The sequence below is a fragment of the Brevibacillus schisleri genome (assembly GCF_055685845.1).
The window spans coordinates 27501-45172 of the sequence record NZ_JBVNDM010000001.1; the positions used below are offsets into that span (position 1 = coordinate 27501).

16 protein-coding genes, 1 tRNA gene and 1 other annotated feature (1 of these 18 only partly in view) are annotated in these 17672 nt (G+C 47.8%); all 17 genes read left to right on the forward strand.

The features are described 5' to 3' along the window. Window positions 1–987: the 3' portion of an IMP dehydrogenase gene (gene guaB, locus ACUUHJ_RS00210; protein ID WP_289675404.1), read on the forward strand. It extends 474 nt beyond the left edge of the window; 987 of the gene's 1461 nt are visible here — the last part of the coding sequence; its start codon lies beyond the left edge, outside the window; it ends in the stop codon at window positions 985–987. A gap of 188 nt (window positions 988–1175) precedes the next feature. Beyond that, window positions 1176–2492: a D-alanyl-D-alanine carboxypeptidase family protein gene (locus tag ACUUHJ_RS00215; protein ID WP_289675405.1), complete on the forward strand. Its 1317-nt coding sequence runs from the start codon at window positions 1176–1178 to the stop codon at window positions 2490–2492. A gap of 106 nt (window positions 2493–2598) precedes the next feature. Continuing rightward, entirely contained in the window at window positions 2599–3483 is an 885-nt protein-coding gene (pdxS, locus tag ACUUHJ_RS00220; RefSeq protein ID WP_012683798.1) for a pyridoxal 5'-phosphate synthase lyase subunit PdxS, read from the forward strand. 10 nt (window positions 3484–3493) lie between these two features. Next, a complete protein-coding gene (pdxT, locus tag ACUUHJ_RS00225; protein ID WP_472298042.1) occupies window positions 3494–4069 on the forward strand; it encodes a pyridoxal 5'-phosphate synthase glutaminase subunit PdxT in 576 nt (191 codons plus the stop codon). 128 nt (window positions 4070–4197) lie between these two features. Next, window positions 4198–4422 (forward strand) — a binding site (T-box leader). Between the two features lie 53 nt (window positions 4423–4475). After that, window positions 4476–5756 carry a serine--tRNA ligase gene (serS, locus tag ACUUHJ_RS00230; protein ID WP_289675408.1) on the forward strand — a complete coding sequence of 427 codons (1281 nt, stop codon included), beginning with the start codon at window positions 4476–4478 and terminating at the stop codon, window positions 5754–5756. A 192-nt stretch (window positions 5757–5948) separates the two neighbouring features. Continuing rightward, complete coding sequence (locus ACUUHJ_RS00235) at window positions 5949–6116, forward strand: hypothetical protein (protein WP_231850539.1); 168 nt, start codon at window positions 5949–5951, stop codon at window positions 6114–6116. A 60-nt stretch (window positions 6117–6176) separates the two neighbouring features. Further along, window positions 6177–7784: a malate synthase A gene (gene aceB, locus ACUUHJ_RS00240; protein ID WP_289675411.1), complete on the forward strand. Its 1608-nt coding sequence runs from the start codon at window positions 6177–6179 to the stop codon at window positions 7782–7784. 26 nt (window positions 7785–7810) lie between these two features. Next, entirely contained in the window at window positions 7811–9100 is a 1290-nt protein-coding gene (gene aceA / locus ACUUHJ_RS00245) for an isocitrate lyase (RefSeq protein WP_289675414.1), read from the forward strand. 191 nt (window positions 9101–9291) lie between these two features. Further along, window positions 9292–10389, forward strand: coding sequence for an ABC transporter substrate-binding protein (locus ACUUHJ_RS00250; RefSeq protein WP_289675416.1), 1098 nt, complete (start codon window positions 9292–9294; stop codon window positions 10387–10389). Continuing rightward, window positions 10379–11188 carry an alkaline phosphatase family protein gene (locus ACUUHJ_RS00255; protein WP_289675417.1) on the forward strand — a complete coding sequence of 270 codons (810 nt, stop codon included), beginning with the start codon at window positions 10379–10381 and terminating at the stop codon, window positions 11186–11188. Before ACUUHJ_RS00250 ends, ACUUHJ_RS00255 begins: the two co-directional genes overlap by 11 nt. Before the next feature lie 60 nt (window positions 11189–11248). Next, a complete protein-coding gene (locus tag ACUUHJ_RS00260) occupies window positions 11249–12094 on the forward strand; it encodes an ABC transporter permease (RefSeq protein ID WP_472298043.1) in 846 nt (281 codons plus the stop codon). Continuing rightward, on the forward strand, window positions 12091–12879 hold the full coding sequence (locus ACUUHJ_RS00265) for an ABC transporter permease (protein ID WP_472298044.1): 789 nt from the start codon (window positions 12091–12093) through the stop codon (window positions 12877–12879). The genes ACUUHJ_RS00260 and ACUUHJ_RS00265 overlap by 4 nt, the downstream gene beginning before the upstream one ends. Beyond that, window positions 12879–13898 (forward strand): ABC transporter ATP-binding protein, encoded by a 1020-nt coding sequence (locus ACUUHJ_RS00270; RefSeq protein WP_289675420.1) that lies wholly within the window; start codon window positions 12879–12881, stop codon window positions 13896–13898. The genes ACUUHJ_RS00265 and ACUUHJ_RS00270 overlap by 1 nt, the downstream gene beginning before the upstream one ends. Next, entirely contained in the window at window positions 13882–14682 is an 801-nt protein-coding gene (locus tag ACUUHJ_RS00275) for a DeoR/GlpR family DNA-binding transcription regulator (RefSeq protein WP_472298045.1), read from the forward strand. The genes ACUUHJ_RS00270 and ACUUHJ_RS00275 overlap by 17 nt, the downstream gene beginning before the upstream one ends. Then, on the forward strand, window positions 14676–15680 hold the full coding sequence (locus tag ACUUHJ_RS00280; RefSeq protein WP_472298046.1) for a histidinol phosphate phosphatase domain-containing protein: 1005 nt from the start codon (window positions 14676–14678) through the stop codon (window positions 15678–15680). The genes ACUUHJ_RS00275 and ACUUHJ_RS00280 overlap by 7 nt, the downstream gene beginning before the upstream one ends. 176 nt (window positions 15681–15856) lie before the next feature. Next, a tRNA-Arg gene (locus ACUUHJ_RS00285) sits at window positions 15857–15933 on the forward strand. Window positions 15934–16102: 169 nt separating this feature from the next. Continuing rightward, window positions 16103–17433, forward strand: a protein-coding gene (locus ACUUHJ_RS00290) for an IS1182 family transposase (RefSeq protein ID WP_472301122.1) whose coding sequence is annotated in 2 segments (ribosomal slippage) — window positions 16103–16643 and window positions 16643–17433 — 1332 coding nt in all. Because the reading frame shifts where the segments join, the coding sequence is not laid out codon by codon here. Window positions 17434–17672: the final 239 nt, after the last annotated feature.

The window sequence follows — 17672 nt, forward strand, 5'->3', positions numbered from 1 at the left end:
AATCTGGTGACGGCTCCTGTTGGTACTACACTGCAACAGGCAGAATTGATTCTTCAACAACATAAGATTGAAAAGCTCCCATTGGTGGATGAGAATAACACCCTGCGTGGACTCATTACGATTAAAGATATTGAAAAAGCAATCCAATACCCAAATGCAGCAAAAGATAACCAAGGCCGCTTGCTGTGTGGTGCTGCCGTTGGGGTATCAGCAGACACGTTTGAGCGTGCCGCAGCACTTGTACAAGCGGGCGTAGACGTTTTGGTAATCGATACGGCTCATGGGCATTCCAAAGGCGTAATTGAAACGGTAAAAGCCGTTCGCAAAGAATACCCAACGCTCACCATCGTCGCAGGAAACGTTGCAACTGGACAAGCTACTCGCGATCTGATCGAAGCTGGCGCATCTGTAGTGAAGGTTGGTATCGGTCCTGGTTCCATTTGTACAACTCGTGTTGTAGCAGGTATCGGGGTTCCGCAAATTACAGCGATCCACGATTGTGCACAGGTAGCACGAGAGTACAATATTCCAATTATTGCCGACGGCGGCATTAAATACTCCGGTGATTTGCCAAAAGCAATTGGTGCAGGTGCTTCAGTGATCATGATCGGAAGTCTGTTCGCTGGTACAGAAGAAAGCCCAGGTGAATTCGAGATTTTCCAAGGTCGCCGTTTCAAGGTATATCGCGGAATGGGATCGATTGGCGCGATGAAAGCCGGCAGTAAGGACCGTTACTTCCAAGAGAACGCACAAAAGCTCGTTCCGGAAGGGATCGAAGGCCGTGTTCCTTACAAAGGCCCATTGGCAGATGTCACGTATCAGTTGATTGGTGGACTGCGTGCAGGTATGGGATACTGCGGAGCGAAGACCATCGAAGATTTGATTCAAAACTCCCAGTTCGTTCGCATTACCGGCGCTGGCTTGCGTGAAAGCCACCCACACGATGTACAAATTACTAAAGAATCACCAAACTACTCGATTTCCTAAGCGAAAAATGATACGGAAGACCTACGTCCCCTTTCTTTTATAAAGAGAGGGGATTTTTACTAGCTACTAACATATGGAATAAGGGGGAATCTCGCTTCAAGCCACCCTGCAACCTATGGTACACTTACAATTGTGTGCTTGTTTCATGAAAAAATAAAATCGACAGAAATAGGAGAGTGAGAGATTACATGAAGCGAAAGACATGGACAAAGCGATTGACGGGTCTGTTCCTTTCTGTCGCTGTTTTTGCTACAGCAATGGGAGGAATGGTTTCAAAGGTGGAAGCCGCCCCTGTAGCATCTCAAGCGAATCTACAATTGGAAGCGAAGTCAGCCATTCTTGTTGAGGCATCGACGGGAAAGGTTCTCTATAGTAAAGATCCTGACGTAGCACTTCCGCCTGCGAGTATGAGTAAAATGATGACCGAATATCTGGTTCATGATGCCATCAAGCAAAAGAAGATGAAATGGGATGATGTCGTCCCTGTAAGTGATTATGCGTTTTATATCGCTAAAATTTCTGATTCGTCTGGTGTGTATTTGAATTTAGGCGAATCCTTTACGGTTAAACAATTGTACGAAGCGATGGCAATTGTATCGGCCAATGACGCTACTGTACTTTTGGCTGAGCATATCGCAGGCAGTGAGGCAGCCTTTGTTGAACTGATGAACAAAAAGGCAGCAGAGCTTGGTATGAAAAATACTTCGTTCGTTACTTCTACTGGTTTGCCAGCCGATGAGTTAGGTCCATACTCAGTCCAGACCGATCAAAAAGAAAACCTGATGTCTGCTCGAGATTCAGCGATCCTTGCCCGTGCGCTGATTCACGATTTCCCGAATGCGTTGGAGACCTCCAAAAAACCAATCTTCACCTTCCGTACAGGTACACCAAATGAGTGGACTAAGAAAAACTATAACTGGATGCTGCCTAGTCTGATCAGTTACTACCCAGGTGTAGACGGATTAAAAACGGGGCACACAGATGCAGCAGGTTATTGTTTTACAGGTACGGCTGTTCGCGACAACATGCGTTTGATTAGCGTCGTGATGAAAGCAAGCACCGAATCAAAGCGTTTTGCTGAGACGAGAAAACTGTTTGACTACGGTTTTGGCAATTTCAAACTCACAAAACAAATGGACAAGAATGTACCAGTCAAAGGCTTTGAAACAGCTCCTGTGAAAAACGGTGTAGAGGTAACTGTACCAGTCGTTACAGGCAGCGAAGTAAATATGATCACCAAAACCGGTACGGAAGCAAAATACACGCCAACGGTTACCTTCCAGGAGCTAACCGCACCGATTCAGCAAGGACAAGTTGTCGGTAAGATCGTTTTGAAAGAAGAAGGTATGAAAGAATCGGATTACTTGCAGCCTGAAGACGCAGAAAAAGCAGGCGTGGATATCGTAGCAGGACAGGCTGTAGAGGAAGCCAGCTGGATTCGTCTGTTCTTCCGCAGCATCATAGAGTTTTTCAGCAATTTGTTTAGCAGTGGAACAGGAAATTAAATAACTATTGTTTTCCCCTACATCTATCGTTTACAATGACGGTAACAGGAACCATAACACCGCATAACAGTTTCGGTTCTGACTCATGATGTAGGGGGTATTTGTAATGGTACAAGTAGGAACGTCCCGCGTTAAAAGAGGTATGGCTGAAATGCAAAAAGGCGGCGTCATTATGGACGTCGTGAATGCTGAACAAGCGAAAATTGCAGAAGCAGCGGGTGCTGTTGCTGTAATGGCTTTGGAGCGTGTACCGTCTGACATTCGTGCAGCTGGTGGAGTTGCGCGTATGGCTGACCTTAGCATTGTAGAGGAAGTACTGAATGCTGTTTCCATCCCTGTTATGGCAAAAGCTCGTATCGGTCATTTTGTTGAAGCGCGTGTTCTCGAATCTCTGGGTGTAGATTATCTCGATGAGAGTGAAGTGCTCACTCCGGCAGATGACTTGTATCATATCAATAAAAAAGAGTTCACTGTACCGTTTGTATGTGGCGCCCGTGATCTGGGTGAAGCCCTCCGCCGTATTGGGGAAGGTGCTTCCATGATCCGTACAAAAGGTGAGCCAGGTACCGGAAACATTGTAGAGGCTGTTCGTCACATGCGCACGATGATGTCCCAAATCCGTAAAGTGCAAGCCATGTCCTACGATGAACTGATGGCGGAAGCCAAAAACCTGGGTGCCCCATACGAACTGCTTGAAGAGGTACACAAAACAGGTAAGCTGCCAGTCGTAAACTTCGCAGCAGGTGGAGTAGCAACACCAGCAGATGCTGCCCTGATGATGCAACTCGGTTCCGATGGCGTGTTTGTTGGCTCTGGTATCTTTAAATCAGAGAATCCAGAGAAGTTTGCTCGCGCGATTGTGGAAGCGACTACCCACTACACGGATTACGAACTGATTGCTCGCGTATCCAAAGGCTTGGGGACGGCAATGCCAGGAATCGAAATCTCCAAAATTCGTGAAGCTGATCGCATGCAAGAGCGCGGCTGGTAAGGTGAATAGCATGAAAATCGGCGTACTCGCTCTACAAGGAGCTGTAGCAGAACATCTTCGAATGCTAGAAGAGGTTGGTGCCACAGCTGTCCCGGTCAAACGAGTAGAAGAACTGGATGACCTTGATGGACTGGTTATTCCTGGCGGAGAAAGCACCACGATTAGCAAGCTGATGCACAAGTACGGATTCATGGAGGCGGTTCAAGAGTTCGGTAAAGTGAACAAGCCGATCTTCGGAACTTGCGCAGGAGCGATTCTTCTGGCGAAACGGATTCAAGGACAAGACGATCACCATTTAGGCTTGATGGATATCAAAGTGGAGCGGAATGCTTTTGGTCGCCAAAAGGAGAGCTTTGAAGTCTTGATGCCTGTTGCCGATGTGGGTGCAGATTACCCGGCAGTGTTCATCCGGGCACCGTATATCATGGAAGTGGGAGAGAACGGTCAAGTCTTGGCTAAGCACGAAGACAAGATTGTTGTCGCCCGAAGCGGTCACTATTTGGCAGCAGCCTTTCACCCGGAATTGACCGAAGATACAAGACTGCACAAATACTTTCTCGACATGGTTAAGGAATATAGAAGCTAGCTGTCATACTGGAAGATCGGGTCCTTAAAAAGGCACCGATCTTCTTTTTTCTGTAAAGATCGAGGTGGGGTGCTCTTTACATACGTATAGAACCTGTAGTACAGTTAACAATAATAGTATTCATGAATGAGAATGCGATGATGAGAACAAGTACTTCACAAGAGCCAGGCCTAGAGAGTCGGTGGTAGGTGCGAACCGATCCGGTTATGTGAGGGAATCCATCTCGGAGTGGCAAAGGAACAACAACTTTGCCCGGAACCGTCCCGTTATGACGGAAGAGTGGACATATGAACGAAGGAATGTGCATGTGTCAACGAGGGTGGCAACGCGGGTATACAACACTCGTCCCTTACCAGGGGACGGGTGTTTTTTGTTTTTTTTCAAAACGATTCGGAGGGATTTACACATGTTGGACGTAAAAGTATTGCGTCAGGATCTAGAAGAAGTAAAACGCCGTTTGGCTCACCGCAATGAGGATATTTCTGCGTTGGATCAATTCGTAGAAGTAGATGAAAAGCGTCGCGAAGTCATCCAAGAAGCAGAAGCGCTGAAAAATAAGCGTAACACGGTATCCGAGCAAGTAGCGGTTATGAAACGCAATAAGGAAAATGCAGACCATCTGATCGCGGAAATGAAAGAAGTAAATGAGCGCATCAAGGCTTTGGATGAAGAGCTGCGCCAACTGGATGAACAGCTCGAGTTCATTTTGCTGAGCCTGCCGAACCTTCCGCATGAAAGCACGCCGATCGGTACGACAGAAGACGATAACGTGATTGCCTGGACATGGGGAGAGCCACGTGCGTTTGAGTTCGAGATTAAGCCTCACTGGGAGCTGGCTAGCCAAGCAGGCATCCTCGATTTTGAAACCGCGGCAAAAGTAACAGGAAGCCGTTTTGTTTTCTATAAAGGCTTGGGCGCACGTCTGGAGCGCGCACTGATGAACTTCATGATGGATTTGCACTCGAACGAGCATGGCTATGAAGAAGTGATTCCACCGTTTATCGTCAACCGTACGAGCATGACGGGAACGGGTCAATTGCCTAAGTTTGAAGAGGATGCATTCAAAATCGAGGGACCAGATTACTTCCTGATTCCAACAGCAGAGGTGCCAGTCACCAATATGCATCGTGATGAAATCATGGATGGAGCGGATCTCCCTCGCTACTACACTGCTTTCAGCGCGTGTTTCCGCTCGGAAGCGGGCTCTGCTGGCCGTGATACGCGTGGGTTGATTCGTCAGCATCAATTCAACAAAGTTGAGCTGGTGAAATTCGTGAAACCAGAAGAGTCTTATGACGAACTCGACAAGCTGGTGAAAAACGCTGAAAAGGTGCTTCAACTGCTTGGATTGCCATACCGTGTTCTGAGCATGTGCACAGGTGATCTTGGTTTTACGGCTGCGAAGAAATTCGACCTGGAAGTTTGGATTCCAAGCGGCGGCACATACCGTGAAATCTCGTCTTGCTCGAACTTTGAAGATTTCCAAGCGCGTCGTGCCAATATCCGTTTCCGTCGCGATACGAAATCGAAGCTAGAATTTGTGCATACCTTGAATGGTTCTGGTTTGGCGATTGGACGTACAGTAGCAGCGATCTTGGAGAACTACCAAGAGGCAGACGGAGCAATCGTGATTCCAGAAGTTCTTCGTCCATACATGGGCGGAGTAGATAAGATCGCACCGAAGTAATAAGCGAGAGATTTGGAAAACAGCTCTTGATCCATAACGGGTCAAGGGCTGTTTTATATTGTGTACTAATACAGGTGGAATTTTTAAAAAAACGCGTTGCACTGTACTAATTTCTGTTATATAATAAAAACAAATCTTAAGAATATTGTTTTAATACAGAAATGGAGGAATGGAGAATGGACTGCTATCGGTGTGAAGGAAACGGAGAACAAAATTGCCCAAGATGTGGAGGCGTTGGTCGTGATGCCAACGGAGCGGCTTGCCACAAGTGCATGGGAGACGGGCATGTATGCTGCAGTCATTGTAGTGGCAGCGGGTATCAGGAGTAAGGACATTTTTTTTGTCACTACTGTTATATAATAAAAATAGTTTTATTGATCTGTACCATAATAACTTTGAGTTAAGGGAGGAGGAGCTGTTTTGACTACCGTACCAACGAATCCATATCCGCTGGAGGTGCAGATTTCCGGTGAGATGCACCCTGGTTATCAAGAAATCCTGACACCAGAAGCGATTCAATTCGTGATGAAGCTGGAGCAAAGGTTTGGCGACAGACGACAACAATTGTTGGCGAAACGCGTGGAGCGTCAATTGCAAATCGATGCAGGTCAACTGCCGGATTTTCTACAGGAGACAGCGGACATTCGTAAAGGAGATTGGACTGTTGCTCCATTGCCCAAAGATTTGCAGGACAGACGGGTGGAGATTACAGGACCTTCGGGTGACCGAAAAATGGTCATCAATGCACTGAACTCGGGTGCTCGGCTTTTCATGGCTGACTTTGAGGACGCGAACTCACCGACCTGGGAGAACACCATCCAAGGCCAAATCAACATGAAGGATGCGGTACGCCGCAATATCTCTTACATCAGTCCGGAGGGCAAATCATACACCCTCAATGAAAAAACAGCGGTTTTGATCGTGCGTCCTCGTGGCTGGCATCTTGAAGAAAAGCACATCCTACTCGATCAAAAACCGATCTCCGGCAGCCTGCTTGATTTCGGACTTTACTTTTACCACAACGTAGATGCTCTTATCGCGAATCAGACAGCACCGTATTTCTACTTACCGAAACTGGAAAGCCACTTGGAGGCTCGCCTCTGGAACGACGTCTTCCTTTTCGCACAGGATGAATTAAATATTCCACGCGGTACTATTCGCGCGACAGTATTGATCGAAACGATTCTTGCGGCTTTTGAGATGGATGAGATTCTGTATGAGCTGCGCGAGCATAGTGCAGGACTGAATTGCGGACGTTGGGATTACATTTTCAGCTATATCAAAAAGCTGCGGAATCAGCCTGATGTGATTACACCGGATCGTGCGCAAGTAACCATGACCGTTCCGTTCATGAAAGCATACACCACGCTGGCCGTGAAGACTTGCCATAAACGGATGGCACCATGCATCGGCGGAATGGCTGCACAAATTCCGGTGAAAAATGACCCGGTACAAAACGCAGAAGCCATTGCCAAAGTGCGCGCTGACAAAGAGCGGGAAGCGTACGATGGACATGATGGGACTTGGGTTGCTCACCCCGGGCTAGTGCCGGTAGCCATGGAAGTGTTCGATCGCCTGATGAGAGAGCCGAACCAAATTTGGTACAAACGTGAAGACGTAGACGTATCTGCTAGTCACCTGCTGGCAGTCCCAGAGGGCACGATTACAGAAGCGGGTGTCCGTACGAACATAAGTGTAGGCTTGCAGTACATCGAGGCTTGGTTGCGAGGCTCTGGGGCTGTGCCGATCAACAATCTGATGGAGGATGCGGCTACAGCAGAAATTTCGAGGGCACAAGTCTGGCAATGGATGCGTCATCGTCACGGAGTCTTGCAGGATGGTAGAAAGGTGACGGAAGGCTTGGTGAAGCAGTGGCTGAGTGAGGAGCTGCAAGCGATCAAGCAAGCAATTGGCCAGGAGAGATACGACAAAAGCAAGTATCCGACTGCTGGAGATCTGTTCTTGCAATTGGTAACGACAGAAGATTTTGAAGACTTCCTAACAGTACCGGGTTATCGCTATTTGTAAAAATAATAAGAGTGGGGGAAATGAAAATGAAAAAAGTAAACAAACAGGAAGCGATTCAACAGGTGGAGCAAAGCTGGCAGGGTGAGCGTTTTAAAGGAATTACACGCCCGTATACGGCAGAAGATGTCATTCGTCTGCGCGGTTCCGTACAAATCGAACATACACTGGCTCGTCTGGGAGCAGAGCGTCTATGGGATCTTTTGCATACCGAGCACCATATTAAAGCGTTGGGGGCTTTGACCGGGAATCAAGCGATTCAGCAGGTAAAGGCAGGATTAAAAGCGATTTATTTGAGTGGCTGGCAGGTAGCGGCCGATGCCAATCTGTCTGGGCAGATGTATCCTGATCAAAGCCTCTACCCGGCAAACAGTGTTCCCCAAGTCGTAAAAAGAATTAATCAGGCATTGCAACGGGCGGATCAGATCGATCAATCAGAGGGAGGTACCGACACGCATTGGTTTGCTCCAATCGTAGCAGACGCAGAAGCGGGTTTTGGTGGCCCACTCAATGTCTTCGAATTGATGAAAGGTATGATTGAAGCGGGCGCAGCAGGCGTGCATTTTGAAGACCAACTCGCTTCTGAGAAAAAATGCGGGCATATGGGCGGAAAGGTACTCATTCCGACGCAGGCGGCTGTACGTAATCTGATTTCCGCTCGATTTGCGGCAGATGTGATGGGAGTCCCGACAATTATCGTGGCACGTACCGATGCCAATGGCGCTTTCCTGATCACCAGCGACATCGACGAGCAGGATAAACCATTCCTGACGGGTGAACGAACAGCAGAAGGATTCTTCCGTCTACGCGGCGGATTGGATGCAGCGATTGCCCGTGGTCTTGCGTACGCTCCTTATGCAGATTTGATCTGGTGCGAGACTTCTGAGCCGAATTTGGAGGAAGCACGCCGTTTTGCCGAAGCGATCCATGCCAAATACCCGGGCAAACTGTTAGCGTACAATTGCTCTCCTTCTTTCAACTGGAAAAAGAAGCTGGATGAACAGACTATCGCTCGCTTCCAGGAAGAGATCGGCGAGATGGGCTACAAGTTCCAATTTGTCACGCTCGCTGGCTTCCACTCCCTGAATTACAGCATGTTTGAATTGGCACGCGGCTATCGTGACCGCGGAATGGCTGCCTACTCTGAATTGCAGCAGGCTGAGTTTGATAGCGAAGTCCATGGCTATACGGCCACTCGTCATCAGCGTGAAGTGGGTACCGGGTATTTCGATGAGGTTGCGCAGGTCATCTCTGGCGGCAATTCCTCTACGACTGCCCTCAGCGGGTCAACGGAAGAGGAGCAATTTGCTCACAATTAAAGAGGAAAAACGAAGGCCTAGGTGGTTCTCTGGTATTCAGAGGGCCACTTTTTGCGTTCACTTCTATTTTTCATAGAGTCTTAATAGCTTTTTAACAACGCATTTATATCAGTTTCATTTTGATTGTTTACGATTGGGTTAGAAAAAGCCAAAAGACCAAACACAAATAAAAACGAAAAGGGGCCTTAAAGATGAGAGGGAACCAGTTAAGCTGGAAACGAACCATTGTTGTCATGACATCCGTTTTTCTGCTTGCGGGATGTGCCACCGAGACGAAATCAGGCACTTCTCTGGATACGTCGCAATTGACCCTGGATCAAATTGTAGAAAAAGCGAAGCAGGAGGGAGAAGTCAACTCCGTGGGTATGCCAGACACGTGGGCAAACTGGGTAGAGACCTGGGGCAATCTCGGAAAGGAATACGGCCTGAAGCATACGGACACCGACATGTCGAGCGCAGAAGAATTGGCTAAGTTTGAAGCAGAAAAAGAAGACGCTACTGCAGATATCGGTGACGTAGGTATCGCTTTTGGACCGTTAGCCAAGCAAAAAGGGCTGACGCTGCCTTACAAAACCTCTTACTGGAACGACATTCCCGACTGGGCAAAAGATGATGAAGGACATTGGTTGCTAGGCTATACCGGAACGCTGGCTTTTATCACTGACAAGACAAAGGTGCAAAATCCTCCCAAGTCCTGGGCAGATTTGAAAAACGGAAGCTATAAGGTCGCGATCGGCGATGTCATGAAAGCGAACCAGGCGCAGTTTGCCGTTTTGGCCGCCGCCTATGCTAATGGGGGAGATGAGAAAAATATTCAGCCCGGCATTGACTTTTTCGCTGAATTGGCCAAAAACAAGCGGCTCAGTACGAGCGATCCGAGCCTTGCCAATCTAGAAAAGGGTGAGGTCGAAGTCGCAATCTTGTGGGACTTCAACGCGCTCGGGTATCGGGACAAAATCGATAAAAACCGCTTTGATGTCCTCATCCCGGAGGAAGCATCAGTCAGCAGCGGGTACGCTACAGTAATCAACAAGTACGCCAAGCACCCACACGCTGCCATGCTGGCTCGTGAATACATTCTCTCCGACGCTGGACAGTCCAATTTGGCTCGCGGCTATGCACGACCGATTCGCGCTAACGCCAAGCTGGATGAATCCGCTAAAGCCAAACTGCTCCCCGATGATATGTATAAAAACGCACGTCCGGTGGGCGATTTGACTGCTTGGGAAGAGACGGCTAAAAAGTTGCCGCAGTTATGGCAAGAGAAGGTGTTAATCCATGTGCGCTAGCAAGCTCGCCATGATTGTGCTCGACGGATTGAGATTTGACACAGCCGTCTCGCACATGGGGTATCTGCATCACCTGGTCGAATACGGCATTGCGGCCCGGTTTCAGGTGAGATCAGAATTACCCAGTCTGTCTCGTCCTTTGTACGAGGTTCTTTTAACAGGAACTCCTGTGTGGAAGAACGGCATTTCTAGCAATCAGACGGTTCGACTTTCGCATCAGGAGAGTCTCTTTCACCTGACGCAAAAAAACGGGATGTCCAACGCTGCTGCCGCTTATGGCTGGGTAAGCGAGCTATATAACAAGGCTCCATTCAACCCGTTTCACGACCGAATCCAATTGAACTCCGACAAGCCGATACAAAACGGGATGTTCTACTGGGAAGATCACTACCCGGATACACACTTGTTTGCTGATGCCAACTTTTTGTTGAATGGATACAATCCGGATTTTCTTTACGTCCACTCCATGAATATCGACGATGATGGCCATAAGCATACGGCCGATTCCACGCAATATCGAAATCGCGTTCTTGCGGCAGATTCGATACTGGCAAACGTGCTTCCTGCGTGGATCGATGCGGGTTATCAAATCATCGTGACAGCCGATCACGGGATGACAGCCGATGGAAATCATGGTGGCACCTCTAGCGCTGACCGGGACGTTCCCTTGTTTGTCATCAGCAACCTGATATCTCCGGGTATTCGCGAGGAGGCAATTCCGCAATTGCAGGTGGCTCCGCTTGCCTGCCATTTGCTCGGCATCCCCCCCTCGAAAGAGATGCAGCCATTGAACGTATGAGGGCTGAGCAAGACGTCTCCCTAAGGGGGCGTCTTTTCTTCTAAGAAAGGAGCTTTTGCGATGAAACGATTTGTCAGTATGTTTTGGGTCACGACGATTCCGTTCTTTGCAATGATCGCTCTGTTTCTTCTCGTCCCGTTGCTTTCCATGATTGGAGGGAGCTTTCAGGCCGAGGGGGGCGGCGGTTTTACCATAAGTAACTATCGTGAGATTTTTTCAAATCCGTATTACTTGCAGGCTTTTGAGAACAGTGTGCTCATCTCGTTCCTGTCTGCTCTCATTGGAATCGTTGTTGCTGTTTTTGCCACCTATGCGATTACCCGTTTCCCACAGGCTCTGCAACAGCGAGTGCTTGTCATTACCAATCTAACCTCCAATTTTGCGGGGATTCCGCTCGCTTTTGCCTTCATTGTCCTGTTGGGAAACAGTGGATTGTTTGTTTTGCTCGCCAAGCAACTGGGGATTGATTTTGGTCAGTCCTTTACTCTGTATTCGTGGAGCGGCTTGACGCTTGTGTATATTTATTTTCAACTACCTCTGGCGGTAATGCTTCTGTATCCCCTGTACAACGCCATTCAGAAGCAATGGATGGAAGCGGCCGAGCTGCTTGGGGCAAGTCCATGGGAGTTTTGGCTGAGAATCGGGTTTCCGGTACTCCTTCCGGGTATCGTCGGCACATTCAGCATTCTGTTTGCCAATGCAATGGGTGCTTATGCTTCTGCCTACGCGCTCACCGGGAGCAACTACAATCTAGTGCCCATTCGGATTGGTGCGCTAGTATCTGGCGACATTTTTGCAAGACCCGAGCTAGGTAGCGCACTCGCAGTACTGCTTGGCCTGACGCTTGCCGCCGCTCTGCTCGTGAACGAGTGGCTGACGCGGAAGATTCGGAGGGATTTATCTTGAAGCGGATCAGTTTGCCATCCTTGTCGTTTGCGTTGGTCATGCTGTATTTGTTTTTGCCAGTAGCTGCAACCATCCTTTACTCACTGGCAACCGAGTGGAATAGCACGGTCTTGCCGGAAGGACTCACAGGAAAATGGTTTGCGGAGCTGTATGCCGATCCCCGATTCTTGCAGGCATTCGGGCGTTCTTTTCTACTCAGCTTTCTGACGACAGTCGTTGCCGTCGTCATTATTGTTCCTGCTGTATTCTCCATCATCGTCTACGCTCCCCGGATGGAGAGGCTGGTTCAGATTTTGGTGATGCTGACCTACGCCGTTCCGGGTGTCATTATGGCGGTCGGATTGATCCGTACTTATTCAGGAAACGGAATTCCCATGGTGATCATCACAGCAGGGGCGTATTTGGTCGGTTTGCTTCCGTATCTTTATCAGGGAACGCGCAATAGCCTGCTTGCCATGCAGGCACGTTCGTTGATGGAGGCAGCCGAGCTATTGGGTGCGAGCCACTGGCAGGCGTTTGTACGGCTTATCGTTCCGAATATCATGTCTGGAATTTTCGTGTCCTCACTCTTGTCGTTCTCCATTTTGTTTGGTGAATTCGTTCTGATTAACATCCTGGTGGGGGGAAGGTTTGAAACCCTGCAGATGTATCTGTACGCCAAGTTATCATCAAGTGGACATGTCGCCAGCGCGATTACGGTCACTTATTTTGTCCTGATGGCTATCATCACTGGGCTGGTTGTAAAATTCACGCGCCGAAGCTTCGCACGCAAGGAGGTCCCCTGATGAGTTACGTCCAAATCAAAAACTTGTCCAAAACCTTTCACGGTCAACACGTGCTGCAGCAACTTGATCTTGCGATTGAAAAAGGCGAGCTGGTTACCTTGCTTGGCCCTAGCGGGTGTGGCAAAAGTACGCTGTTACGCATCCTCAGTGGTTTGACGGCTCCTGATACGGGCATGATCTACATTGACGGCAAAGATGTGACGGACGTGTCGCCAAAAAACAGGCAGATCGGCATGGTGTTCCAATCGTATGCGCTCTTTCCCAATCTTACGGTCAGTCAAAACATTGCCTTTGGCCTGGAAATGAACAAAATCTCGAAAACGGAGATTCGTCTGCGTGTCCAGGAAATGATTGAGCTGGTGGGATTGGTGGGAAAGGAGCAGGCTTACCCACGTGAATTGTCTGGTGGTCAGCAGCAGCGTGTGGCACTTGCTCGTTCTCTGGTCACCCGGCCAAAAGTGCTTTTGCTCGATGAGCCGCTAAGTGCGCTTGACGCCCAGATTCGTAAAAATTTGCAAAAGCAGCTACGCACCATCCAACGTGAGTTAAATATGACGACTGTGCTGGTTACTCACGATCAAGAAGAAGCCATGGCTGTCAGCGACCGCATCTATATCATGAATGGCGGACGAATCGTTCAGAATGGCAGTCCTAAAGAGATTTATACGCAACCTCGTTCTGAATTTGTCGCTCGCTTCATTGGCAATTACAACGTACTGACTGCCGAACAGCTTACCCGAATAACACCTAATTTGCCTCAGCCGGGAGTTGAACGTTTTGCAATTCGTCCCGAGACGTTTCGTGAGCAGCCTTTGAATGGGGAGGACATCTGTTTGACCGGGAATATCGCTCAGGTAACCATGCTCGGCAACATTACCCGTTACGAGCTGAACATTGGTGATGTTCCTGTACTGGTGGACACTCTTCATCTGTCCTTCGAGCAGGAGCAGATAGGCACAACAAAAACATTGTATGTAAGTCCCAAGGATGTGATTCCGCTTTATGACACTATTGCCTGAAGAACGACAGCAAGTGATTCTCGACGAATTGAATCGTCACGGTAAAATTCAGGTGATGAGTCTGGCAAAAACCCTGGCAGTAACACCGGAGACCATACGGCGTGATCTGGACCAGTTGGAGCAGCAGCGTTTGTTAAAACGAGTGTACGGAGGAGCGATCCCTTATCATTTGGCGAAACGCGAGCCGCATTTTGAAAAGAAACAGGCGATCCAACAGACGGCAAAAACGAAAATCGGGCAAATCGCGGCAGAACTTTTGTCTGACGGGGATACCATCGCGCTCGATGTCGGGACGACAACACTGGAATTGGCACGTGCTATCAAGGGCCTCAATCAATTAACGATTGTCACGAATTCACTCCCCGCCGCTTCTTTACTAAACGAGCTGTTGGAAGCCAATCAATTCAACGGTCAGGTCATTATGCTGGGGGGGCTGACCCATCCGGCCCAAAAATCGGTTGCCGGGGCGTTTACCTGCGAGCTGCTCTCTCGTTTTCATTTTGATAAGGCATTCATTTCTTGTGGAGGGATCACGGCTGATGGCTTCACCGATTATGATATGGAAGAAACGCTGTGCTCGACCATGATGGTACAGCGATCGGAGCAAGTCTATGTATTGGGAGACACATCGAAGATCGGCCAAACGCAATTTTTCCATATTTGCGGCTGGCAGGATGTCAGCGCGGTTGTTTGTGACCAGCCGATGCCAGATGAATGGCTATCGTCTGGCATGCAAACGACCTGGATAAGCGAACATCCGGGAAGGAGAGATTTCACATGTTGATCGACTATCATCTTCATCTAGAAGAAGGGCCTTTTTCATTGCGTTGGCTCGACCGTACCAATATGGCCCTCGACCATTTTTATCCGTTAACTGAACCTCGACATACCCGTGACTGGCTGCTGGACAGTCTTGCGCGATTAAATAACCGCATGTCTTTGGGGGCATACGACCCATCCTGGATCGATCTGTATTTACGTGAAGCGTTAAACAAAGGATTGAAGGAAGTGGGGATCGTCGATCATTTATACCGCTTTCGTGAAGCCCGTCCTTACTTTGAACGGTTTATGGAGCTGGGGGACACCGAGTTGGGTCGTTTGCAGCGAACGTGGCTTGATCAAGTATGCACCGAGAGCCTCAGTGACTTTTGTGTCGCCATTGAGGAAGCAAAGCAGCGTTGGTCGGCAAGCGGTGTGGAGTTGCGGTTGGGGCTGGAAGCGGATTACTTTATCGGCGGGGAAGCAGAATTGGAAAGCTTGCTCGCAGGTGCTTCGTGGGATTATGTGATCGGTTCTGTTCATTTTTTGCAAGGATGGGGCTTTGACAATCCCGATACTCGCCATCTGTTTGAGCAGCATGACCTGAAACAGCTATACGCGGACTTTTTCCACACAGTTGAGTCCATGATCAGGAGCAATTTGTTTGATTTTGTTGCCCATCTGGACAATCTGAAAGTGTTCTCCTATCGTCCAGAGGAATCGGAGCTTGTTCCCTATTACCACCGAATCGCAACTGCTTTGAAGGAAACGGATACAGCGACCGAAATCAATGCGGGCTTGTACTACCGCTATCCCGTTCAGGAAATGTGCCCCAGTCCCGCTTTCCTCGATGTTTTGGTGGCGCATGGTGTTCCACTGACACTCTCGTCTGACGCGCACTTTCCCGATGATATTGGCAGATACGTGGCGGTGAATCTGGAAATCCTCCATTCAATGGGGGTAACGGAAATTGCCACTTTTTCCGGTCGTCAACGGATCATGAAGCCGATCCGCTATGCTTGACTGTGAAAAGCAGCGTGTTTTGAACAAAATAGGATTGAGATGCAAAAAACCTTGGAATGCCAAGGTTTTTTTGTTGTCTTTAGATCCGACTTGTATTTGCCGAAAAATGGATAAACACATATAATAAGAATGTAGGTGCGGCGTCAGAAAAAGTCTCTTTGCCGCAAATCATATTTGTCCCCGTAGCTCAGCAGGATAGAGCAACGGTTTCCTAAACTGTAGGTCGGAGGTTCGAATCCTCTCGGGGACGCCATTTAAGTCGGAAAACCTTGGTATACCAAGGTCAGGCTGTCGAGAAAGTCGACAGCCATTTTTATTTCACTTAATTTTAAAGCGACACCGCGTTAATTTGTTATAATTCTTATAATTACATTTTATAGTAGGTGATTATTGTGCTTACCTCCAATGATAAAAATCCACAAATGCATTACGAATTTGTGTGTCTTGATGAATTGGTCCCAGAGGACCATTTATTAAGGGTCATCCAGAAACATATAGATTTCTCCTTCATCCGAGAAAAAGTACGTCAATATTATTGCGAGGATAACGGTAGACCGTCGATTGATCCTATTGTTTTATTTAAAATGATTTTCATTGGATACCTTTACGGTATCCGCTCAGAGAGGCAACTCGAAAAAGAAATCCAGACTAATATCGCCTATCGTTGGTTTCTTGGCCTTTCTTTAACAGATCGAGTTCCAGATCACACAACAATCAGTTGGAATCGTCGAACCCGTTTTAAAAATACAAATGTTTTTCAGGAGATTTTTGATGAAATTGTTCGCTTGGCGATTCAGCATCGAATGGTCGCTGGACGTGTATTGATAAGTGATTCTACGCATCTTAAAGCAAATGCGAATAAACGAAAATTTAAGAAGCATGTCATCGAGAAAACGAGTCGTGCCTATCTCAAAGATTTAGAGGTAGCAATTAATGAAGACCGTGAGGTACATGGAAAAAAGGATTGAAGCCTAGAGAGGGTGTGAAGGAAGAAAAGGAAATCAAGATGAGTACCACTGATCCGGAAAGTGGCTACATGGTTCGAGACAGCAAGCCCGAAGGCTTTTTCTATCTCGATCACCGGACTGTCGATCATAAGTACAATATTATTACCGATGTCCATGTCACTGCTGGCAATGTCCATGATTCCGTTCCTTACATAGATAGGCTGAATCTCCAAATCGAGAAGTTTGGGTTTCAGGATACAATTGAAGCTATTGCATTAGATGCTGGTTATTTAACTACTCCAATCTGCAAGGCACTTCACGATATAAATGTATTTGCTGTCATCGGTCATCGTGCCTTTACACCTGTTAAAGGTCTTTTTGCTAAATGGCGCTTTAAATATGATCTGGAGTGCGATGTGTACACATGTCCTCAAAAACATACGCTTACTTATTCGACTACCGATCGAAACGGATACAGGATGTATAAGTCCAATAAAGAAATATGTAAAACTTGTCCAAGGCTTTCTGAGTGTACCCGATCTAAAAATCACCAAAAGGTGATAAGCAGGCACGTTTGGGAAGAGAGTAAGGAATGGGTTCGACAGAACCGTTTAAGTAAATCGGGGAAATATTTATATAGATTAAGATACCAAACCATAGAGCGAAGCTTTGCAGATGCTAAAGAACTGCATGGGCTTCGCTATTGTAGGTTACGCGGACGTGAAAATGTCCAAGAGCAGGTATTGATGACAGCAACAGTACAAAACATTAAAAGGATAGCGCTACACCTAGCGAAAGCAAGTTAGGTGCAGGCTATCCTTTTTTTCAGCACTTCGTGCTGAACAATACTAAAAAGAAATCCCCCAAAAGGGGGTTTCTCTTCAGGCTGACCTTGGTATACCAAGGTTTTTTTCTTTTTATGACCGATATGTTGACCAACAGTTTACTCTTGAAATATAGGTAGACTGTGGGTTTAAATGTGATGAAACTGTTGGTCGAAAAGCCTAGCTTATTACAGACTGCGTTACCTCCAAAACAGGAGGGG

Bases quoted from the DNA above. Each gene is read 5' to 3' on its own strand.
- ACUUHJ_RS00215 (WP_289675405.1), top strand. From the start codon at position 1,176: ATGAAGCGAAAGACATGGACAAAGCGATTGACGGGTCTGTTCCTTTCT.
- pdxS (WP_012683798.1), top strand. From the start codon at position 2,599: ATGGTACAAGTAGGAACGTCCCGCGTTAAAAGAGGTATGGCTGAAATG.
- pdxT (WP_472298042.1), top strand. From the start codon at position 3,494: ATGAAAATCGGCGTACTCGCTCTACAAGGAGCTGTAGCAGAACATCTT.
- serS (WP_289675408.1), top strand. From the start codon at position 4,476: ATGTTGGACGTAAAAGTATTGCGTCAGGATCTAGAAGAAGTAAAACGC.
- aceA (WP_289675414.1), top strand. From the start codon at position 7,811: ATGAAAAAAGTAAACAAACAGGAAGCGATTCAACAGGTGGAGCAAAGC.
- ACUUHJ_RS00250 (WP_289675416.1), top strand. From the start codon at position 9,292: ATGAGAGGGAACCAGTTAAGCTGGAAACGAACCATTGTTGTCATGACA.
- ACUUHJ_RS00255 (WP_289675417.1), top strand. From the start codon at position 10,379: ATGTGCGCTAGCAAGCTCGCCATGATTGTGCTCGACGGATTGAGATTT.
- ACUUHJ_RS00260 (WP_472298043.1), top strand. From the start codon at position 11,249: ATGAAACGATTTGTCAGTATGTTTTGGGTCACGACGATTCCGTTCTTT.
- ACUUHJ_RS00270 (WP_289675420.1), top strand. From the start codon at position 12,879: ATGAGTTACGTCCAAATCAAAAACTTGTCCAAAACCTTTCACGGTCAA.
- ACUUHJ_RS00275 (WP_472298045.1), top strand. From the start codon at position 13,882: ATGACACTATTGCCTGAAGAACGACAGCAAGTGATTCTCGACGAATTG.
- ACUUHJ_RS00280 (WP_472298046.1), top strand. From the start codon at position 14,676: ATGTTGATCGACTATCATCTTCATCTAGAAGAAGGGCCTTTTTCATTG.